Source organism: Croceicoccus sp. BE223, assembly GCF_031457155.1.
Classification (GTDB): domain Bacteria; phylum Pseudomonadota; class Alphaproteobacteria; order Sphingomonadales; family Sphingomonadaceae; genus Croceicoccus.
Genome location: NZ_JAVDWB010000008.1, coordinates 70,001 through 85,000 on the forward strand (window position 1 = coordinate 70,001; position 15,000 = coordinate 85,000).

Annotated in this window: 14 protein-coding genes, 1 tRNA gene and 3 rRNA genes (2 of these 18 only partly in view); 4 read left to right on the forward strand and 14 right to left on the reverse strand. The window is 65.8% G+C overall.

Annotation, left to right across the window (positions count from 1 at the left end; genetic code table 11):
• From J2X37_RS14825 to J2X37_RS14845, 5 genes are all read right to left on the reverse strand, one after another.
• Positions 1–259, reverse strand: a 16S ribosomal RNA gene (locus tag J2X37_RS14825) (it extends 1,230 nt beyond the left edge of the window).
• 494 nt (positions 260–753) lie between these two features.
• Complete coding sequence (locus tag J2X37_RS14830; RefSeq protein ID WP_310022745.1) at positions 754–1,419, reverse strand: SDR family oxidoreductase; 666 nt, start codon at positions 1,417–1,419, stop codon at positions 754–756.
• A 186-nt stretch (positions 1,420–1,605) separates the two neighbouring features.
• Positions 1,606–2,289, reverse strand: a complete 684-nt coding sequence (locus tag J2X37_RS14835) for an outer membrane beta-barrel protein (protein WP_310022747.1) — start codon at positions 2,287–2,289, stop codon at positions 1,606–1,608.
• A 120-nt stretch (positions 2,290–2,409) separates the two neighbouring features.
• A complete protein-coding gene (locus J2X37_RS14840) occupies positions 2,410–2,766 on the reverse strand; it encodes a metalloregulator ArsR/SmtB family transcription factor (RefSeq protein WP_310022750.1) in 357 nt (118 codons plus the stop codon).
• Positions 2,763–3,428 (reverse strand): peroxiredoxin, encoded by a 666-nt coding sequence (locus tag J2X37_RS14845; RefSeq protein WP_310022752.1) that lies wholly within the window; start codon positions 3,426–3,428, stop codon positions 2,763–2,765. Before J2X37_RS14845 ends, J2X37_RS14840 begins: the two co-directional genes overlap by 4 nt.
• Before the next feature lie 98 nt (positions 3,429–3,526).
• Here J2X37_RS14845 and J2X37_RS14850 point away from each other — a divergent pair, with 98 nt between their 5' ends.
• The 4 genes from J2X37_RS14850 to J2X37_RS14865 are packed head-to-tail and all read left to right on the forward strand — an operon-like array spanning position 3,527 to position 6,090.
• The gene (locus J2X37_RS14850) at positions 3,527–4,432 is read left to right on the forward strand and encodes an MBL fold metallo-hydrolase (protein WP_310022878.1); all 906 of its coding nucleotides are present in this window, start codon (positions 3,527–3,529) and stop codon (positions 4,430–4,432) included.
• On the forward strand, positions 4,429–4,878 hold the full coding sequence (locus tag J2X37_RS14855; RefSeq protein WP_310022754.1) for a YeeE/YedE family protein: 450 nt from the start codon (positions 4,429–4,431) through the stop codon (positions 4,876–4,878). The genes J2X37_RS14850 and J2X37_RS14855 overlap by 4 nt, the downstream gene beginning before the upstream one ends.
• Entirely contained in the window at positions 4,875–5,297 is a 423-nt protein-coding gene (locus J2X37_RS14860) for a DUF6691 family protein (RefSeq protein WP_310022756.1), read from the forward strand. The genes J2X37_RS14855 and J2X37_RS14860 overlap by 4 nt, the downstream gene beginning before the upstream one ends.
• 16 nt (positions 5,298–5,313) lie before the next feature.
• On the forward strand, positions 5,314–6,090 hold the full coding sequence (locus J2X37_RS14865; RefSeq protein WP_310022758.1) for a sulfite exporter TauE/SafE family protein: 777 nt from the start codon (positions 5,314–5,316) through the stop codon (positions 6,088–6,090).
• On the opposite strand, the gene J2X37_RS14870 is transcribed toward J2X37_RS14865, so the two are convergent.
• The 9 genes from J2X37_RS14870 to J2X37_RS14910 all read right to left on the reverse strand — a co-directional run.
• Entirely contained in the window at positions 6,087–7,673 is a 1,587-nt protein-coding gene (locus tag J2X37_RS14870) for a DUF389 domain-containing protein (protein WP_310022760.1), read from the reverse strand. The genes J2X37_RS14865 and J2X37_RS14870 overlap by 4 nt on opposite strands.
• A gap of 55 nt (positions 7,674–7,728) precedes the next feature.
• The gene (locus tag J2X37_RS14875) at positions 7,729–8,079 is read right to left on the reverse strand and encodes a DUF393 domain-containing protein (protein ID WP_310022762.1); all 351 of its coding nucleotides are present in this window, start codon (positions 8,077–8,079) and stop codon (positions 7,729–7,731) included.
• A 31-nt stretch (positions 8,080–8,110) separates the two neighbouring features.
• Positions 8,111–9,475 carry an efflux transporter outer membrane subunit gene (locus J2X37_RS14880; RefSeq protein WP_310022764.1) on the reverse strand — a complete coding sequence of 455 codons (1,365 nt, stop codon included), beginning with the start codon at positions 9,473–9,475 and terminating at the stop codon, positions 8,111–8,113.
• A gap of 5 nt (positions 9,476–9,480) precedes the next feature.
• Positions 9,481–10,590 (reverse strand): HlyD family secretion protein, encoded by a 1,110-nt coding sequence (locus J2X37_RS14885; protein ID WP_310022766.1) that lies wholly within the window; start codon positions 10,588–10,590, stop codon positions 9,481–9,483.
• Positions 10,587–12,272, reverse strand: coding sequence for an MFS transporter (locus tag J2X37_RS14890; RefSeq protein ID WP_310022768.1), 1,686 nt, complete (start codon positions 12,270–12,272; stop codon positions 10,587–10,589). Before J2X37_RS14890 ends, J2X37_RS14885 begins: the two co-directional genes overlap by 4 nt.
• Positions 12,265–12,957 carry a TetR family transcriptional regulator gene (locus J2X37_RS14895; protein WP_310022770.1) on the reverse strand — a complete coding sequence of 231 codons (693 nt, stop codon included), beginning with the start codon at positions 12,955–12,957 and terminating at the stop codon, positions 12,265–12,267. Before J2X37_RS14895 ends, J2X37_RS14890 begins: the two co-directional genes overlap by 8 nt.
• 342 nt (positions 12,958–13,299) lie before the next feature.
• A tRNA-Met gene (locus J2X37_RS14900) sits at positions 13,300–13,376 on the reverse strand.
• Positions 13,377–13,592: 216 nt separating this feature from the next.
• Positions 13,593–13,707: ribosomal RNA gene (rrf, locus tag J2X37_RS14905) — 5S ribosomal RNA — on the reverse strand.
• A 125-nt stretch (positions 13,708–13,832) separates the two neighbouring features.
• A 23S ribosomal RNA gene (locus tag J2X37_RS14910) occupies positions 13,833–15,000 on the reverse strand (it continues 1,625 nt past the right edge of the window).

A 15,000-nucleotide genomic window follows, 5' to 3' on the forward strand; every position in this document is an offset into this window, starting at 1 on the left:
AGCTAAGGATCGTCGCCTTGGTAGGCCTTTACCCTACCAACTAGCTAATCCTACGCGGGCTCATCCAAAGGCGATAAATCTTTGGTCCGAAGACATTATCCGGTATTAGCTCAAATTTCTCTGAGTTATTCCGAACCTAAGGGTAGATTCCCACGCGTTACGCACCCGTGCGCCACTAAGGCCGAAGCCTTCGTTCGACTTGCATGTGTTAGGCATGCCGCCAGCGTTCGTTCTGAGCCAGGATCAAACTCTCAAGTTTGTGTCACGACACTACAGTCACACCCCAAAGGGCATCAAACCGCAGCACCGAACTTCAGGAGCCGATACCTGCACTTGTCAAACGTAATGGATACGAAGGACATGTATCATCCCAACCAGCCGTGGTGGCCAGCCAGAACGTGGCATCGACTTAAACAACCCGTACACGGAGCCTGAAGCTCCCCGGACGGGGCGCCGTCGCCCACATGTCCCTTCATCTAAAACCAACAATGTCAAAGATCCAAACCAAACATCAAAAGCGGACAACCATCGTTCCCCGAAACTTCCTTCCGGGGGACTTTGCTGTCCAGCTAGGTTTGGCGACCGCCAGATCCGCTACATTCCGTGGCGTCCCCGTCGGTGAGGCGGCATATATGGACACCCAACGAGTCGGTCAACACCGTTTTTGCAGTTTTTTCGAGAAACTTCCGCGGCTCCGGATTCCAGTCACGATCGTCCGCTGCGGGTCCGTTGTCCCGTATCTACCGCCCCTGCTCAACCGCCCAGCGACAGTCGCACACCCTCGCCGGTCACGGCGCGCGCAGCGTCGGAAAGCAGGAATGCAATCGCGTCCGCAGCAGCATTCGGGCTTACCCACGTCGAGAAATCGGCGTCGGGCATGTCCTTGCGGTTGGCAGGCGTATCCAGGGTTGTCGGCAGCACGGCATTCACGCGGATAGCGCGGTCTGCATTCTCCGCGGCCAGCGCCTGCGTGAGCGTGGCGACGCCCGCCTTCGACGCGGCATAGGCCCCCATCCCCGCGTCGGCGCGGGCCGCCGCGGCCGCACCGACGTTGACGATGGCGCCGCCCTTGCCAAGATGCGCGAGAGCGACCCGGCATGACGTCACCGTCGTACGCAAATTGATGCGGTACATCCGGTCCCAAGTATCGAGCGACCCGTCGGCTACCGTCTCCCAGGCGAAACCGCCGGCCACGTTGACGACCCCGTCGAGACCGCCGAGCCTCCCTACCACGTCAGCATAGGCACTGGCCACCGCCCCCTCGTCAGCAAGATCCACGCCGGACTGCGCGATCCCGTCGTACCCCGCTGGGGCATTGGCCATGTCAATGACCGCGACTGCATGGCCCGAAGCGGCCAGCCGCTTGGCAACCGCCTGCCCCAGAATGCCGAAACCGCCTGCAACGATGATGCGCGCCATGTCATGCTCCCGATCTTTCGCGGCAACGGACTGGCCGCGGCGGCGCGGGGCTGGCAAGCGAAAAAGAGCCCTCCATGCGAAGCCACCAGGATCTTTCGGGAAGGGCGTGCGGGGTACTCGAGGGATTGCGTCAGGATCGCCCCCCAGATCGAACGCAATCACCGCCCCCGCACGCGGCAACCGTCGTCACAGGGTGAAACGGACGCCCAGGCCGATGTTGTGACCGGAATGCTCACGCACATGTTCGAAGCCGCCGAGGTCCGTGAAACGAACCTTTCCCGCGGTCAGCCAGCGATATTGCGCGGTGAGCGCCATCGTGTCCGAGACGCGGAAGGCCGCACCTGCCATCGCCTGGAACGCCAGCTCGCCGGCCTTGTCGTCGAGCAGACGGATCGGGGTCTCGTTGGGAAAGAAGGCGCGCGCCGTAGTGTGCTTCACCTTGATGCGGGCGTAGCCGACACCCGCGCCGACATAGGGCTGCACCGGACCGTCGAGCAGATCGATAGTGGCATTGGCCATGACCCGCAGGGTCCGGTGTCCGCCTTTTGCCGCGATCTCGCCGGTGGGCGGGACGATCGCGACATAGCGGTCGGAATCGTCGCGGGTGTAGCCCCACTCCACTTCTATCCTGGCATTTTCCAGCCGATAGCCGACCGCGACCTGCGCACCCCAGCCGGTGTCGAACTTGTTGACGTTGTCGGAGTAACCCGGGGGGATGGGCAGATTGAGCACCGTCGTGTGCGAATCGTCGAGCATCGAGATCGTGCCCGCCGCCGCGACGTACCAGTCGTCCTTCATGTCCTGAGCCAGGGCCGTGCCCGGCACGATCGCGCCGGCGAGTGCCCCGGCGCATGCTGTCGTCATCCTCATGTCGAACTCCCTCCGCGACGTATCGAGGGGACAGAGGTGAACCTGGCGGACGGCGCCGGGAATGATGGAGAGACGATGGTTTGCCGATGATCTGGCGATGATCGGCGGCGGCGGAACGCCTCAGCCCAGCCGCGCGAAGCTCGCGACGCTGGACGGGGCCTTCTCGTCCTTGGGAAGTTCGCGCGGCGAAGTGCCCGCGGAGGCTGCGCCAGCGAGGCCGGCCAGGAATGTCACCATGGCCGAGAATCGGGACCGATCGAGCCGATAGAAGACCAGTTTCGCCTCCCTCCGGGTCGTGACCACGCCCGCTTTGCGCAGGACGGCCAGCTGCTGCGAGAGCGCGGGTTGGCCGATCGCGGCCGCCTCGTCGATTTCGCCCACGCTGCGCTCGGCATCCGCCAGTGCGCGCAGGATGCGCATGCGAAGCGGGTGCGCCACGGCCTTCAGCGCCTCGATGGTGTCGCCATCGTCGATCATGCCTGCCGGCCTTCGGCTTCGGCCAGGAACCAGTCGGCGGCCCCTTCCGCTCCGTAGACCGCTTCGAGGTCGACCACCGGCTGTCGCAGCAGCGCCTTGCCGGGTTGCCAGTTGGCGGGAGCTAGGACCGGCGCGCCATCGACCGACTGCAAGGCATCGAGCACGCGGAGCATTTCCGCTGTCGACCGACCGACATTGGCGGGATAACAGGTCATTGCGCGCACCACGCCGTCGGGATCGATGAAGAAGGTGGTCCGCACCGTCGCGCTGTCCGCGTCCGCATCAGACACCATGCCATAGGCCCGGCCGACGACCAGCGTCGGGTCCTCAACGATGGGAAAGCGCACCTCCACCCCGAACCTGTCGCGGATAAGCCGCAGCCACGCGAAGTGCGAGAACAGGCTGTCGACGGACAGGGCCATGAGCTCGCAATCCCTAGCGGCGAAAGCCTCCGCCTCCTGCGCGAGGGCGACGAATTCGGTGGTGCAGACCGGCGTGAAATCGGCCGGATGCGAAAACAGGATCAGCCAGCGCCCGCGATAATCGGAAAGACGGACGTTGCCGGTGGTGCTCCGCGCCGCGAATTCGGGGGCAGGGTCACCGATCCGCAAACCCGCGCAAGGGGCCATGCGCTGTGCGGCAGAGGGCGTCAGAATTTCCATGCCATCTCGATATAACCTTGACCTCGCGCTGACAAGTCATATACATAATTAAATTAATCGTTAGGAGATACCAGATGCAGGGCGACGACGCTCTCGAGATGGCCCGGCAACAGATCCTGCGGGCGCAGGCGAAGAAGGAGCTACGCCCTTCAATCGCGGGCTTTTTCGACGAAGCGACAAACACCGTCTCCTACGTGGTCCACGATCCGGCAACGCTGGAAGCGGCCATCATCGATTCGGTGCTCGACTTCGAAGCGGCTGCGGGTCGCACCTCGCACGGTTCCGCCGACCGCATCATCAAGTATGTCACTTCGAATAATCTGAAAGTGATCTGGCAGATCGAGACCCACGCCCACGCCGATCACATCTCCGCCGCGCCCTATCTGCAGGAACGCCTCGGTGGCAAGCTGGCGATCGGGCGCGAAATCGTGCGCGTGCAGGAGGTCTTCGGCAAGCTGTTCAATGCGGGCACCGACTTCGAGCGGGACGGTTCGCAGTTCGATCACCTTTTCGTCGATGGCGAAACCTTCCGGATCGGGGGACTGGAAGGCATCGCTCTCCATGTTCCCGGGCATACGCCGGCCGACATGGCCTTCATCATCGGCGACGCGGCCTTCGTCGGCGATACGATCTTCATGCCCGATTTCGGCACCGCCCGCGCCGACTTCCCCGGCGGCGACGCGCACCAGCTGTTCCGCTCGATCCGCCGTCTGCTTTCCCTGCCCGACGAGACGCGCCTGTTCCTGTGCCACGACTACAAGGCGCCGGGCCGCGACGACTATGCATGGGAAACTACCGTCAGGCTGGAGCGGCAGGGCAACGTCCATGTCCGCGACGGCGTCACCGAAGATGAATTCGTCGCCATGCGCAATTCGCGCGACGCGACGCTGGCGATGCCAACGCTGATCCTGCCGTCGGTCCAGATCAACATCCGCGGCGGGCGTCTGCCCGAGCCGGAGGCCAATGGCGTGAGCTACATCAAGATCCCGGTGAACGCGGTATGACCCTTCCCGGCTTTCCCGACGCGGCGCCGCTGGCAGGCCTTGGCGGCGGCATCCTCATCGGCCTCGCCGCCGCGATCATGCTGCTCGGCATGGGGCGCATCGCCGGCGTATCGGGCATCGCGGCCCGCGCCGTTGGCCTTGGCGGCAGCGGCATCGGGCGGCGCGGCGCATGGGCGTTCCTTATCGGCCTGCCCATCGGTGCGGCCATCGTGATGCTCGCCACCGGCAGCCCGGTCCCGCAGTTCGCAAACAGCGGCACGCTGATCGTGGCGGGCCTTTTCGTCGGCATCGGCACGCGGCTCGGCAGCGGATGCACCAGCGGACACGGCGTGTGCGGCATCAGCCGGCTTTCACCACGCTCGATCGTCGCGACGCTGACCTTCATCACCGCCGGGATCGCGACCGTCGCGGTCATGAATGCCCTGGGGCTGGAGGTGCTGCCATGATCGCACGTGTCCTGACCCCGCTCGTGTCGGGCACCCTCTTCGGCGCAGGGCTCGCGCTGGGCGGGATGACCGATCCGGCACGGGTTCGCGGCTTTCTCGACATGTTCGGCGACTGGGATCCGACGCTGGCCTTCGTGATGGGCGGTGCCGTGCTGGTCATGGTCGTCGCATGGCGGCTCGTGCCGCGCATGGCCGCGCCCCTGTTCGACCGCTCGTTCGCGATTCCCGACCGGCGCGACCTGACGCCTTCGCTGCTCGGCGGTTCGGCGCTGTTCGGCGTGGGTTGGGGCATCGCCGGGCTGTGTCCCGGCCCCGGCGTGGCGGCCCTGGCGATCTATCCGCCGGCGGCCATCGTCTTCATTGCCGCGATGCTGGTCGGCATGCTCGTCGTCCGCCTGTTCGAAGGGCGCGGCAAATGAGCCCCGGTTGCGGCCGATGATCGACAACCTGCATCTCGCGCTGGGCGCCCTGGCAGGCGGACTGGTCGGCTTCTCGCTGGGCCTTGTCGGCGGGGGCGGATCGATCCTGGCCGTGCCGCTCATGGTTTATCTCGTCGGCGTGCCCAATCCGCATGTCGCCATCGGCACCAGCGCGTTGGCCGTTGCCGTCAATGCCGCCACCGGGCTGATCCAGCACGCGCGCGAGCATTCGGTGCGCTGGCGGTGCGGGATGATGTACGCCGCCGCGGGCGTGATCGGCGCGTTCGGCGGATCGACGCTGGGCAAGAACTTCGACGGACAGAAGCTGCTGTTCCTGTTCGCGATCCTGATGCTGGTCGTTGGCGCACTGATGCTGCGCGGACGCAAGGCGATGGGCACGCCCGGCGCGGCTTGCAACCGCAACAACGCCGGCAAGGTGCTGGGCTACGGCTTCGGCACCGGCGCGTTCAGCGGTTTCTTCGGGATCGGCGGCGGCTTCCTGATCGTGCCGGGCCTGATCGCCTCTACCGACATGATGATGATGAACGCGGTCGGCACCAGCCTTGTCGCGGTAACCGCCTTTGGACTGACGACGGCGACCAACTATGCCTTTTCGGGGCTGGTCGACTGGCTGCTCGCCGGTGTCTTCATCGCAGGCGGCGTGGCGGGCGGTTTCTTCGGCACCCGGCTGGCCAAGAGGCTGTCGGGCGGAACCCAGCTCAAGACCGTGTTTTCGGTGCTGATCTTCGTGGTTGCCTTCTACATGCTCTACAAGAGCTGGACCGCAATCTAGCCTTCGCCGTCCTCGGCGCCCGGCAAGGGCGGCGGCGCGGCCAGCACCTCGATCACGGCATCGCCGACCCCGTCCGTGTCGTCCCCACCCTCCTCGGAATCGAGCGAGGTCATTTTGGCCGCGATCCCCGCCCTGTCGAGCGCGGCCAGCAGCGCAGGGTCCAGCGCTTCGCCGCGAAAGGCGACCGCGACTTGCGCCATGCCCCAGCGCTGCAGCGCCCAGGCGGCGAGATCGGGCGGAACGGCCTCGTCGCCGCTACCCACGCGCAGACTGTCCTGAACGGGTGGGAACAGGTTCACCGTCCAGCCCTCGATATCCGCATTGGCCGCCTGCTCCGCCGCGCGATAATGCGCCAGCGTCCAGCCGGGCGCGGCGACCGGCTCGATGATCACGGTCCGCTCGGTCCGATTGAGCCAGATGCCCCGCGTCGGCAAGCCGATGCTGGCGCGAAGCCGGGTCAGCGGCGGCACGTCGGCTGCGATGCCCGCGACGGTGCGCTCCATCGCCGCATCGACGAGCGCCTTGGTCTGCCCCGAAACGTCGGCGGCCAGCACCTGTTGCACCACGACATCGGGATCGACGCCGTGGATGCGCGCCAGCCGGCTGGCGATCTCCGCCCCGGCATTCGTCGCATAACGCGGAGTGACGACCACCGCGCTGACCGTTGGCTGGCCCGACAGCGGCCACTTCACGTCAAGCTGCGCGATGCCCAGCCGGCTGGCCCCGGTCACCTCGACGATGGCGTCGCGCGCGGCGATCCGCATGCTGGCCTCGCGCGTGACCTGGAAAAGGGTGAGCGCCAGCGGCGTCGCCAGCAGAAGCAGGGTCAGAAGCCCGGCGGCGGTATAGCGCAGCGACCAGGTGACGTTGCGGATCGGCCGCGCCGCGCCGCTCAACCGCGCGATCACCGCAAAGGCGAAGGCGATGGCGGCCAGGTTGGTCAGGAACAGCAGCAGCGCGCCCAGCGCGAACATCGGCTGCAGGACGCCGATGCCATAGCCGACGGTCGCCAGCGGCGGCATCAGCGCGGTGGCGATGGCGACGCCGATGGTCGTCTCCCCCTTGCCCAAGACCGTCGCGTAGCCACCCGCGATGCCCGAAAGGAGCGCGATGGCAAGGTCGAGCAGCGTCGGCTCCGTCCGCGCGATGATTTCCGGCGTCGCGTTGCGGATCGGGCTGATCAGGGTCAGCATCACGCCCATCAGGATGCCGATGGCCGCCCCGATGGCGACGACCCGCGCCGCATCGCGAATGCGCTGACCGTCGATGGAGGCAAAGCCGAAGCCCAGCGCCGCGATCGGCGCCATCAGCGGCGAGATCAGCATTGCCCCGATCACCACCGCCGCCGAACCCTGCAAAAGACCGAGCGTCGCGATGCCGGCGGACAGCGCGCACATCAGCGCATAGCCCCTGTTCGCCTTGCTGCTTTCCACCACCCGCTGGCGAAGCTGCGCCGCCTCGTCCGCCGCAAGTTCGGGCAGAAGTACCGCCCGCGCCACTTTCACCCGCCAGCGCAGCATGGTCATGCGCCAGCCCGTCGGCGCGACGACGGTTTTCCTGTGGGGCGGATCGTCGGTGGTCACCGACGCGATTTAGGCCGCATTTCGTGCTCTTGCCAAGCCTGTGCCGCAAACGGCCCTAGCCGCCGGCCAGCCTCTGCAAGCGTGGACGGATGCGCAGGAAGGCACGGTAGCCGCGTTCGAGGAGGGCGAGCACCAGCGGGTTCTGCGCTGCAAGGCCCAGCGGGCGCCGCAAAGGCACGGCGCGCCACATCGCGGCAAACGCCGCCGCACCCGAAAGAAGCACGCCGTCCTCCATCGCGTGGAAGCGCGCGAGCAGTTCGCCGCGATCCAGCGGACAGGACTCGTCCGGCGCATCCACGACATCGACGAAGCGGATCGCGCCGCGCCGATCCAGCCGCCGCATCAGCGCGATTTCCCGGCGGCACAGCGGGCAGGCCCCATCATGCCAGACGATCAGTTCGGCCATGCCCTGCATATGGGGCCGCCTGCCGCCGTTGTCAGCCCGGCGCGCCGCCGACCGCCTGGTACAGGCCGACCAGCGTCATCAGTTCGTCGGCACGGGTCTGGACCAGCGACAGCTCGACACCCAGCAGCGCGCGCTGCGCGTCGATCTGTTCGATGTATGGCGTATAGCCGGCGCGGTAGCGATTGCGGGCATGGCGCAGCGCATCGGCGACCGCCGCCTGCTGCGCCCGCTGGTCGGCTTCCTGCTGGCGCAGATTGGCGAGCACGACCATCCTGTCCTCGACTTCGCGAAAGGCGTTCAGGACGGTCGAGCGATACCCCCACGCCGCCTGGTCGCGCTGCGCGGTGGCGACATCCAGTTGCGCCTGCAGCCGCCCGCCCTGGAAGATGGGCGCAAGGACGCTGCCGCCCAGCGACCAGATGCCGACCGGATCGCCCAGCAGGTTGGATATCGCCAGCCCCGCCGTCGCGCCGAGGTCGAGCTTGGGCATGAAATCGGCGCGCGCCATGCGCATCTGCGCGTCGGCCGCCGCGATCCGGTATTCGGCCGCAGCGACGTCGGGCCTGCGGCGCAGCAGTTCGGAGGGCAGCGTCGCGGGCGGCGGGGGTGCGCGCAGGTCGTCGAGCGATCCGCCGCGCTCAATCGCGCCGGGAAGCTGGCCGGTCAGCACCGAGATGGCGTTTTCCTGCCGCGCGATCTGTGCGCGCAGTTGCGGCACCAATTGCGCCGTGGCCTGGTATTCCGCCTCGGCCTGCCGCAGTTCGAGCTGCGAGGTGTAGCCGACCTCGGCCCGGTCGCGCGCGAACTTGAGCGCCTCGCCCCGCGCCTTCAGTGTCGCCTCCAGCACGGCGAGCCGCTTGTCGAGCGCGAGCAGCGTGATGTAGCCGCTGGCCGTCGCCGCGCTCACCGAAAGCCGGGCGGCTTCCTCGCTCGCGGCGCTGGCGGCAACCCCGGCCTCCGCCGCGTCGACCCGCGCCGCGTTCTTGCCGAAGAGATCGACTTCGTAGGATGCCCGAAACGCGGGCTGCGCGACAATCGCGTCACGGGCCGTGCCGAACGGCGAGACTTCGCGCCGCGCCGCGGCCTCCACCCCAGCCCCCAGCGAAGGCAGCAGGTAGCCGCGCGATCCCATCTCGGTCGCGCGCGCCTCCTCGACGCGCGCGGCGGCGACCTGGATGTCCGGGTTCGCCTGCCGCGCCTGTTCGACAAGGCGGGACAGTTGCGGATCGCCGAAACCGTTCCACCAGTCCGCCTCGATCGGGGCGGTCGCGGCCAGCTCGGTTCGCCATTCGGCAGGCGGGGCAACCGCCGCGCCGACCGGCGCATCCTGCAGCGCCGGCGCGCAAGCGGACAGCATCAGGGCGGAAAGAGCCAGCAAGGCCGTGGTTCTACGCATCGCGGTCAATCCTTCGTGTGCACGGTGGCGACGACCGACATGCCCGGGCCAAGCCGCCGAGCCGCCTCCTGCCCCTTGTCGAGCACGATGCGCACCGCGATGCGCTGCGGCACCTTGACGAAATTGCCGGCCCCGGCGTCGGGCTTGACGAGGCTGAACTCGCTGCTGGCGGCAGGCGCGATGGACTGGACCCGACCGGTCAGCTTCGTGCCGCCCAGTGCGTCGACCGCGAGCGTGGCGCGCTGGCCGACGGCCATGTTCGCGGTCTGCGTTTCCTTGAAATTCGCCACGACCCACAGATCGTCGGGCACGATGTACATCAGCTGGGTGCCCGCGGTGACGAGCTGGCCGACCCGCGCGCTCACTTCGCTGAGGCGACCGGAGCGCGGGGCGCGGATCTCGGTGCGGGACAGTTCGAATTCGGCAAGGCCCTTCGATGCCTCGGCCCCGGCGACCTGCGCTTCGAGCGCGCCGCGACCGACAGTGACCGAGCGCACGCCTTCCGCGGCGATGGCCCGTTGCGCTTGCGCCTGCCGGACCCCGGCCTGCGCCTGCTGCAGGGCGGCACGGGCCTGGTCGCGTTCGCGCAGGGACACCGAGCCTTCGTCGACGAGTTCGGCGATGCGGTTCATGTCGGCCTGCGCCTTCTGCAGGCTGGCGCGCGCACTGGCGACCGCCGCGTCCTGCAATTCAAGCTGCGCCTGCGCGGAGCGCAGGCTCTGCGCGCTGTTGGCCAGTGTCGCCAGTTGCGCCGCCTCGTTGGCGGAGCCCTGCTGCACCTTTTCGCGGAAGGGCACGTCGTCGATGCGGGCGAGGAGGTCGCCCTTCTTCACCCGCTGGAAATCGACCACCGGAACCTCGACCAGGTACCCGCCGACCTGCGGGCTGACCACGGTGGTCCGTCCCCGCACGTAGGCGTTGTTGGTCGTCTCGTCACCGCCGTCGAAGGGCGGCAGGCCCCAGGCGAATAGCGCACCCAGCACGCCCAGCACGATCAGCAGCGCCGCGATCGCGATGCGGCGGCGCGACGGATTCGGCGACCAGCCCTTCTCGCACTCCACCGCTTCGTTGGGGGCAGAACCGGTTTCGGGTCCGGATGGATTTTCAGTCGTCATGATTTGGTCCTTGCGGAAAGGGCCGCGATAAAGGCCAGTTCCTTGGCGAGCGGATTGCGACCGCGGATCTTGTTGATGAGCCAGGGCACGAAGACGATGACGAAGGTCACCGCCGCCAGCGTGCCGATCAGGAAGAAGATGTCGTTGAACGCCAGCACGGCGGCCTCGCGTCCCGCTTCCTGCGAGATGCGCGCGCCGGCAGCCTGCTGGCGCAAGGCGGGGTCGGACTGCAGCGGGGCAATGCGGCGCGCGGCATCCGCGAGGGCGGCGCCGAGTTGCTGGTTGGCCAGCGTCAGCGTGCTGCCCGCATCGATCAGGTGCGTCTTGAGCCGCACCGTGTGAAACGCGGACAGGCCTGCGATGCCGGCAAGGCCGCCGATCGACTGCGACAACGAGAAGACCGCGATGAAGCTGATGACATAGTTCTGGCCGGCGGCGAGCGCACGCAACATGCCCTCCATCATGATCGGCCCCATCGCGAAGACGGCCGCGAAGGCGATCAGGGCCTGTGTCAGGTAGAGGTCCTGCGGGCGTGTCATGACTCCGCTGCGCGTATCGGCGAAGGCGGCGAGCGATATTACCAGGATCGCGAACAGAACGGGGCGGGTCAGATCGCGGGGATCGAGCCGGAGCATCGAAAGCACCATGCCGGCGGTGGTCGCCCCGGTCAGCACCCAGAAGTAGTCCGTGAGCTGTTCGTTGCCGTAGCCGAGCGCGGCGAACATGCCGCTGGCGCCGAAGCCCTGCTCTGCAACAAGGACGCGGACCGTCGCGCCGATCGCGGCGAGACTCAGGATCGAGCGGCTCGACAGCCAGCTAAGGTCCAGCATCGGGCTTTTGCGGTTCGCCTCGATCAGGAAGCAGCCGCCGAGCCCCACGATGGCGACGACCAGCGCATAACCAAGCCACGGCGCGTCCCACCACTGGATGCGGCCTTGGATGAGAAAGGCGCACAGCGCGGCAACGCCCACGAGGAACAGGCCGAAGCTGGGCAGGTCGAGCCTCTCGAACGTCTGCTTGCGGATCGCTGGCGGCAAACGCAGGAGATAGACGAGCCCGAAACCGATCAGCGAAAGGGCAAACTGGAACTCGAAGACGCGGCTCATGTCCCCGTCCACCAGCAGCGCCGGAGAGATGGCGCGGGTCAGGGGAAAGGCGATCTGGCTGAGGCCGAGAGATATGACCAGCCCGCCGACACGCATCGCCGGAGGCAGCCCTTGCATCAGGTAATAGATCGCGAGCGCCGACAGCCCGCTCGCAGTAATGCCGGCAACAGCGCGCGCGGCGAGTTCCGGATAATAGCCCGGCGCGATCATCTGCACGAAGTTGGCCGCCACCAAGCCCGCCATGGCCCAACGGACGAACGGCTGGATGCCGAATTCCTGTCGCACGCGGAACAGCAGCATGCTGACGCAGGCGTATGTCGAGTAGAAGGCGACGGTGAGCCAACCGGCCTCCACGGGCGTGAGCGCGAAGCGGGCCTGAAGGGCGCCGGTGTTGGCCAGCAGGAATCCGTTCTGCGCGCCGCCGACTAGGCCGATGTAGACACCGATCGCAAGATAGGCAGCGCGGCGCGCGGGCGGGTGATCGGGATTGGCCGGAGAGCCGGGAAGGATCGGCAACTCGTGCGGTTTGAACCGGTAGCCCCCGACCTCGTCGACAAGGGTGTCGCGCTCAGCCATGAGGCGCGGCTTTCTCGTCCAGAAGGTCCTCTAACAGCGTGGCTTTGAGCGCGGCCGTGAAATCGGCATCGCTGGCTAAGCCGCCGACCAGCTTGCCTATCCGCTCGCGACGGGCGACTGCGCTGGCCGCCCCGTAGATGAAGTCCGCAACCCTGAAGCGAAGATTCGTCGCCGCCCCCCCGGATTCCCCCGCCGCCGCTTCGGCCAGCTTGATGAAATGTCGATGCAGCGGCATGGACAGCACCTTGAGCAACCACTCGGACCGTTCGCTGTCTATCGTCATGTCGCGCAACAGCAAGCGGGGAAGGTCCGGGCGGTCGAGCAGATAATCGAGGAACGCCTGCGCGCAGTGCCGGAGACACTCGCGTGCCCCGCGCCCCTCCACATCGGCCAGGGCCTTTTCCAGCGCCGCGCCGAGATCGTCCGCCGCCTGCGCGACGATGGCCTGCCACAGGCCCAGCTTGCCGCCGAAGCGATAAGAGATGAGCGAGATGTCCACACCGGCATCGCCTGCGATTTCGCGCAGCGATGTCGCCTCGAACCCCTGCGATGAAAAGCGCCGCAACCCTGCCGCAGCAATAGCCGCGCCGGTGTCAAGATCGCTTTCGATGTCCCTCGGGCGTCCGCGCCCGCGTCGCTGATTCTTCATAGAGCGCCATATCGGGTGCTTCGCCGGCTTATTCAACGTTCATTGAATAATTTTGCGGGCAAAGAAAGGGAGCCGTTGCGCTTGGGGCTCTTTCCGGACGTGATTTGCGTGAAGTTGGAAGGGATGGCGGGGTGCCTTTACCCGATCCGGGTCGCCTTCCCGTCGAAGCCATACCGTGCCGCCGGATCCAGATTCCGGTCTGCCGCTGCATTCAGGATTGAAGGCAACATTGCTGACCCGGGCTATGGTTTCGCGCGACAGATCGATCGCCAGAGCGTCGCCAAAGGCTACGTTGCAAGGCTGCATTGGCACTGCCCAATGAGAGATCATCAGCCCGCGGCCGATCGCCGTTCAGTCTTGGTGTGTTGTGTGATGGACTGGTTGCGGGGGTTGGATTTGAACCAACGACCTTCAGGTTATGAGCCTGACGAGCTACCGGACTGCTCCACCCCGCGTCAGTGTTGGCGCCTGTGTTTTGTTCCGCCTTGGCGTTGTCCGTTGCGCGGTTGTGCGCGTGGGGCCATGGGCGGATCGAAGCGTTTGGGGCTTCGTTGGGCGCCTTGGTCCCGAACGAATGTCCGGGAGACCAGAAAGCCGCCGCTCGGTTTCCCGGCAGCGGCTTTGTGGTTTTGAGATGTGAATGGGTTTTTCGCGCTCACGCCGGCTTCAATGCCTGGCGGCGTCCTACTCTTCCAACGCTTAAGCGTTAGTACCATCGGCGCTGTCTGGTTTCACGGCCGAGTTCGAGATGGGATCGGGTGGGTCACAGACGCCATGGCCACCAAGCAATGGAGCGGGCGTGTCGCGGTATTTAATCGATGCACACTTGTGTGATGTAGGGGATCTGGCTGGATGACCGTCCGGTCAACGAGCGCCTGCGGTGTGCAGGCCTGTCGTTGATGGTGGGATTCATCAAGCGCGATCAGAACTATTAGGACTGGTTAGCTCCATGCATTACTGCACTTCCACACCCAGCCTATCAACGTCGTGGTCTACGACGGTTCGAAGATACCTAATCTTAAGGGAGGCTTCCCGCTTAGATGCTTTCAGCGGTTATCCCGTCCGTACATAGCTACCCTGCGGCACCCTTGGCAGGATGACAGGTACACCAGAGGTACGTTCACCCCGGTCCTCTCGTACTAGGGGCAACTCCTTTCAAGTATCGACGCCCACGGCAGATAGGGACCAAACTGTCTCGCGACGTTCTGAACCCAGCTCACGTACCACTTTAATTGGCGAACAGCCAAACCCTTGGGACCTGCTCCAGCCCCAGGATGTGATGAGCCGACATCGAGGTGCCAAACGATTCCGTCGATATGAGCTCTTGGGAATCATCAGCCTGTTATCCCCGGCGTACCTTTTATCCGTTGAGCGATGGCCCTTCCACGAGGGACCACCGGATCACTATGACCGACTTTCGTCTCTGCTCGACTCGTCAGTCTCGCAGTCAGGCAGGCTTATGCCATTGCACTCTTGCAGACGGTTTCCAACCGTCCTGAGCCTACCATCGCGCGCCTCCGTTACTCTTTAGGAGGCGACCGCCCCAGTCAAACTACCCGCCACAGAGGGTCCCAACACCGGCTAACGGTGCGTGGTTAGACATCAGAAAACAGCAGGGTGGTATTTCACCTATGGCTCCACGACAGCTGGCGCCGTCGCTTCAAAGCCTCCCACCTATGCTACACAACTCTTTCCTAATGCCACTCTGAAGCTGCAGTAAAGGTGCACGGGGTCTTTCCGTCTAACCGCGGGTACTCCGCATCTTCACGGAGAATTCAATTTCGCTGAGCATATCCTGGAGACAGTGGGGAAGTCGTTACGCCATTCGTGCAGGTCGGAACTTACCCGACAAGGAATTTCGCTACCTTAGGACCGTTATAGTTACGGCCGCCGTTTACTCGGGCTTCAATTCGGAGCTTGCACTCCTCCTCTTAACCTTCGAGCACCGGGCAGGCGTCACACCCTATACGTCGTCTTGAAGCCGACTTAGCAGAGTGCTGTGTTTTTGCTAAACAGTCGCTACCCCCTGGCCTGTGCCCCCCACAAAGACTTGCGTCGATATGGGGCCTCCTTCTTCCG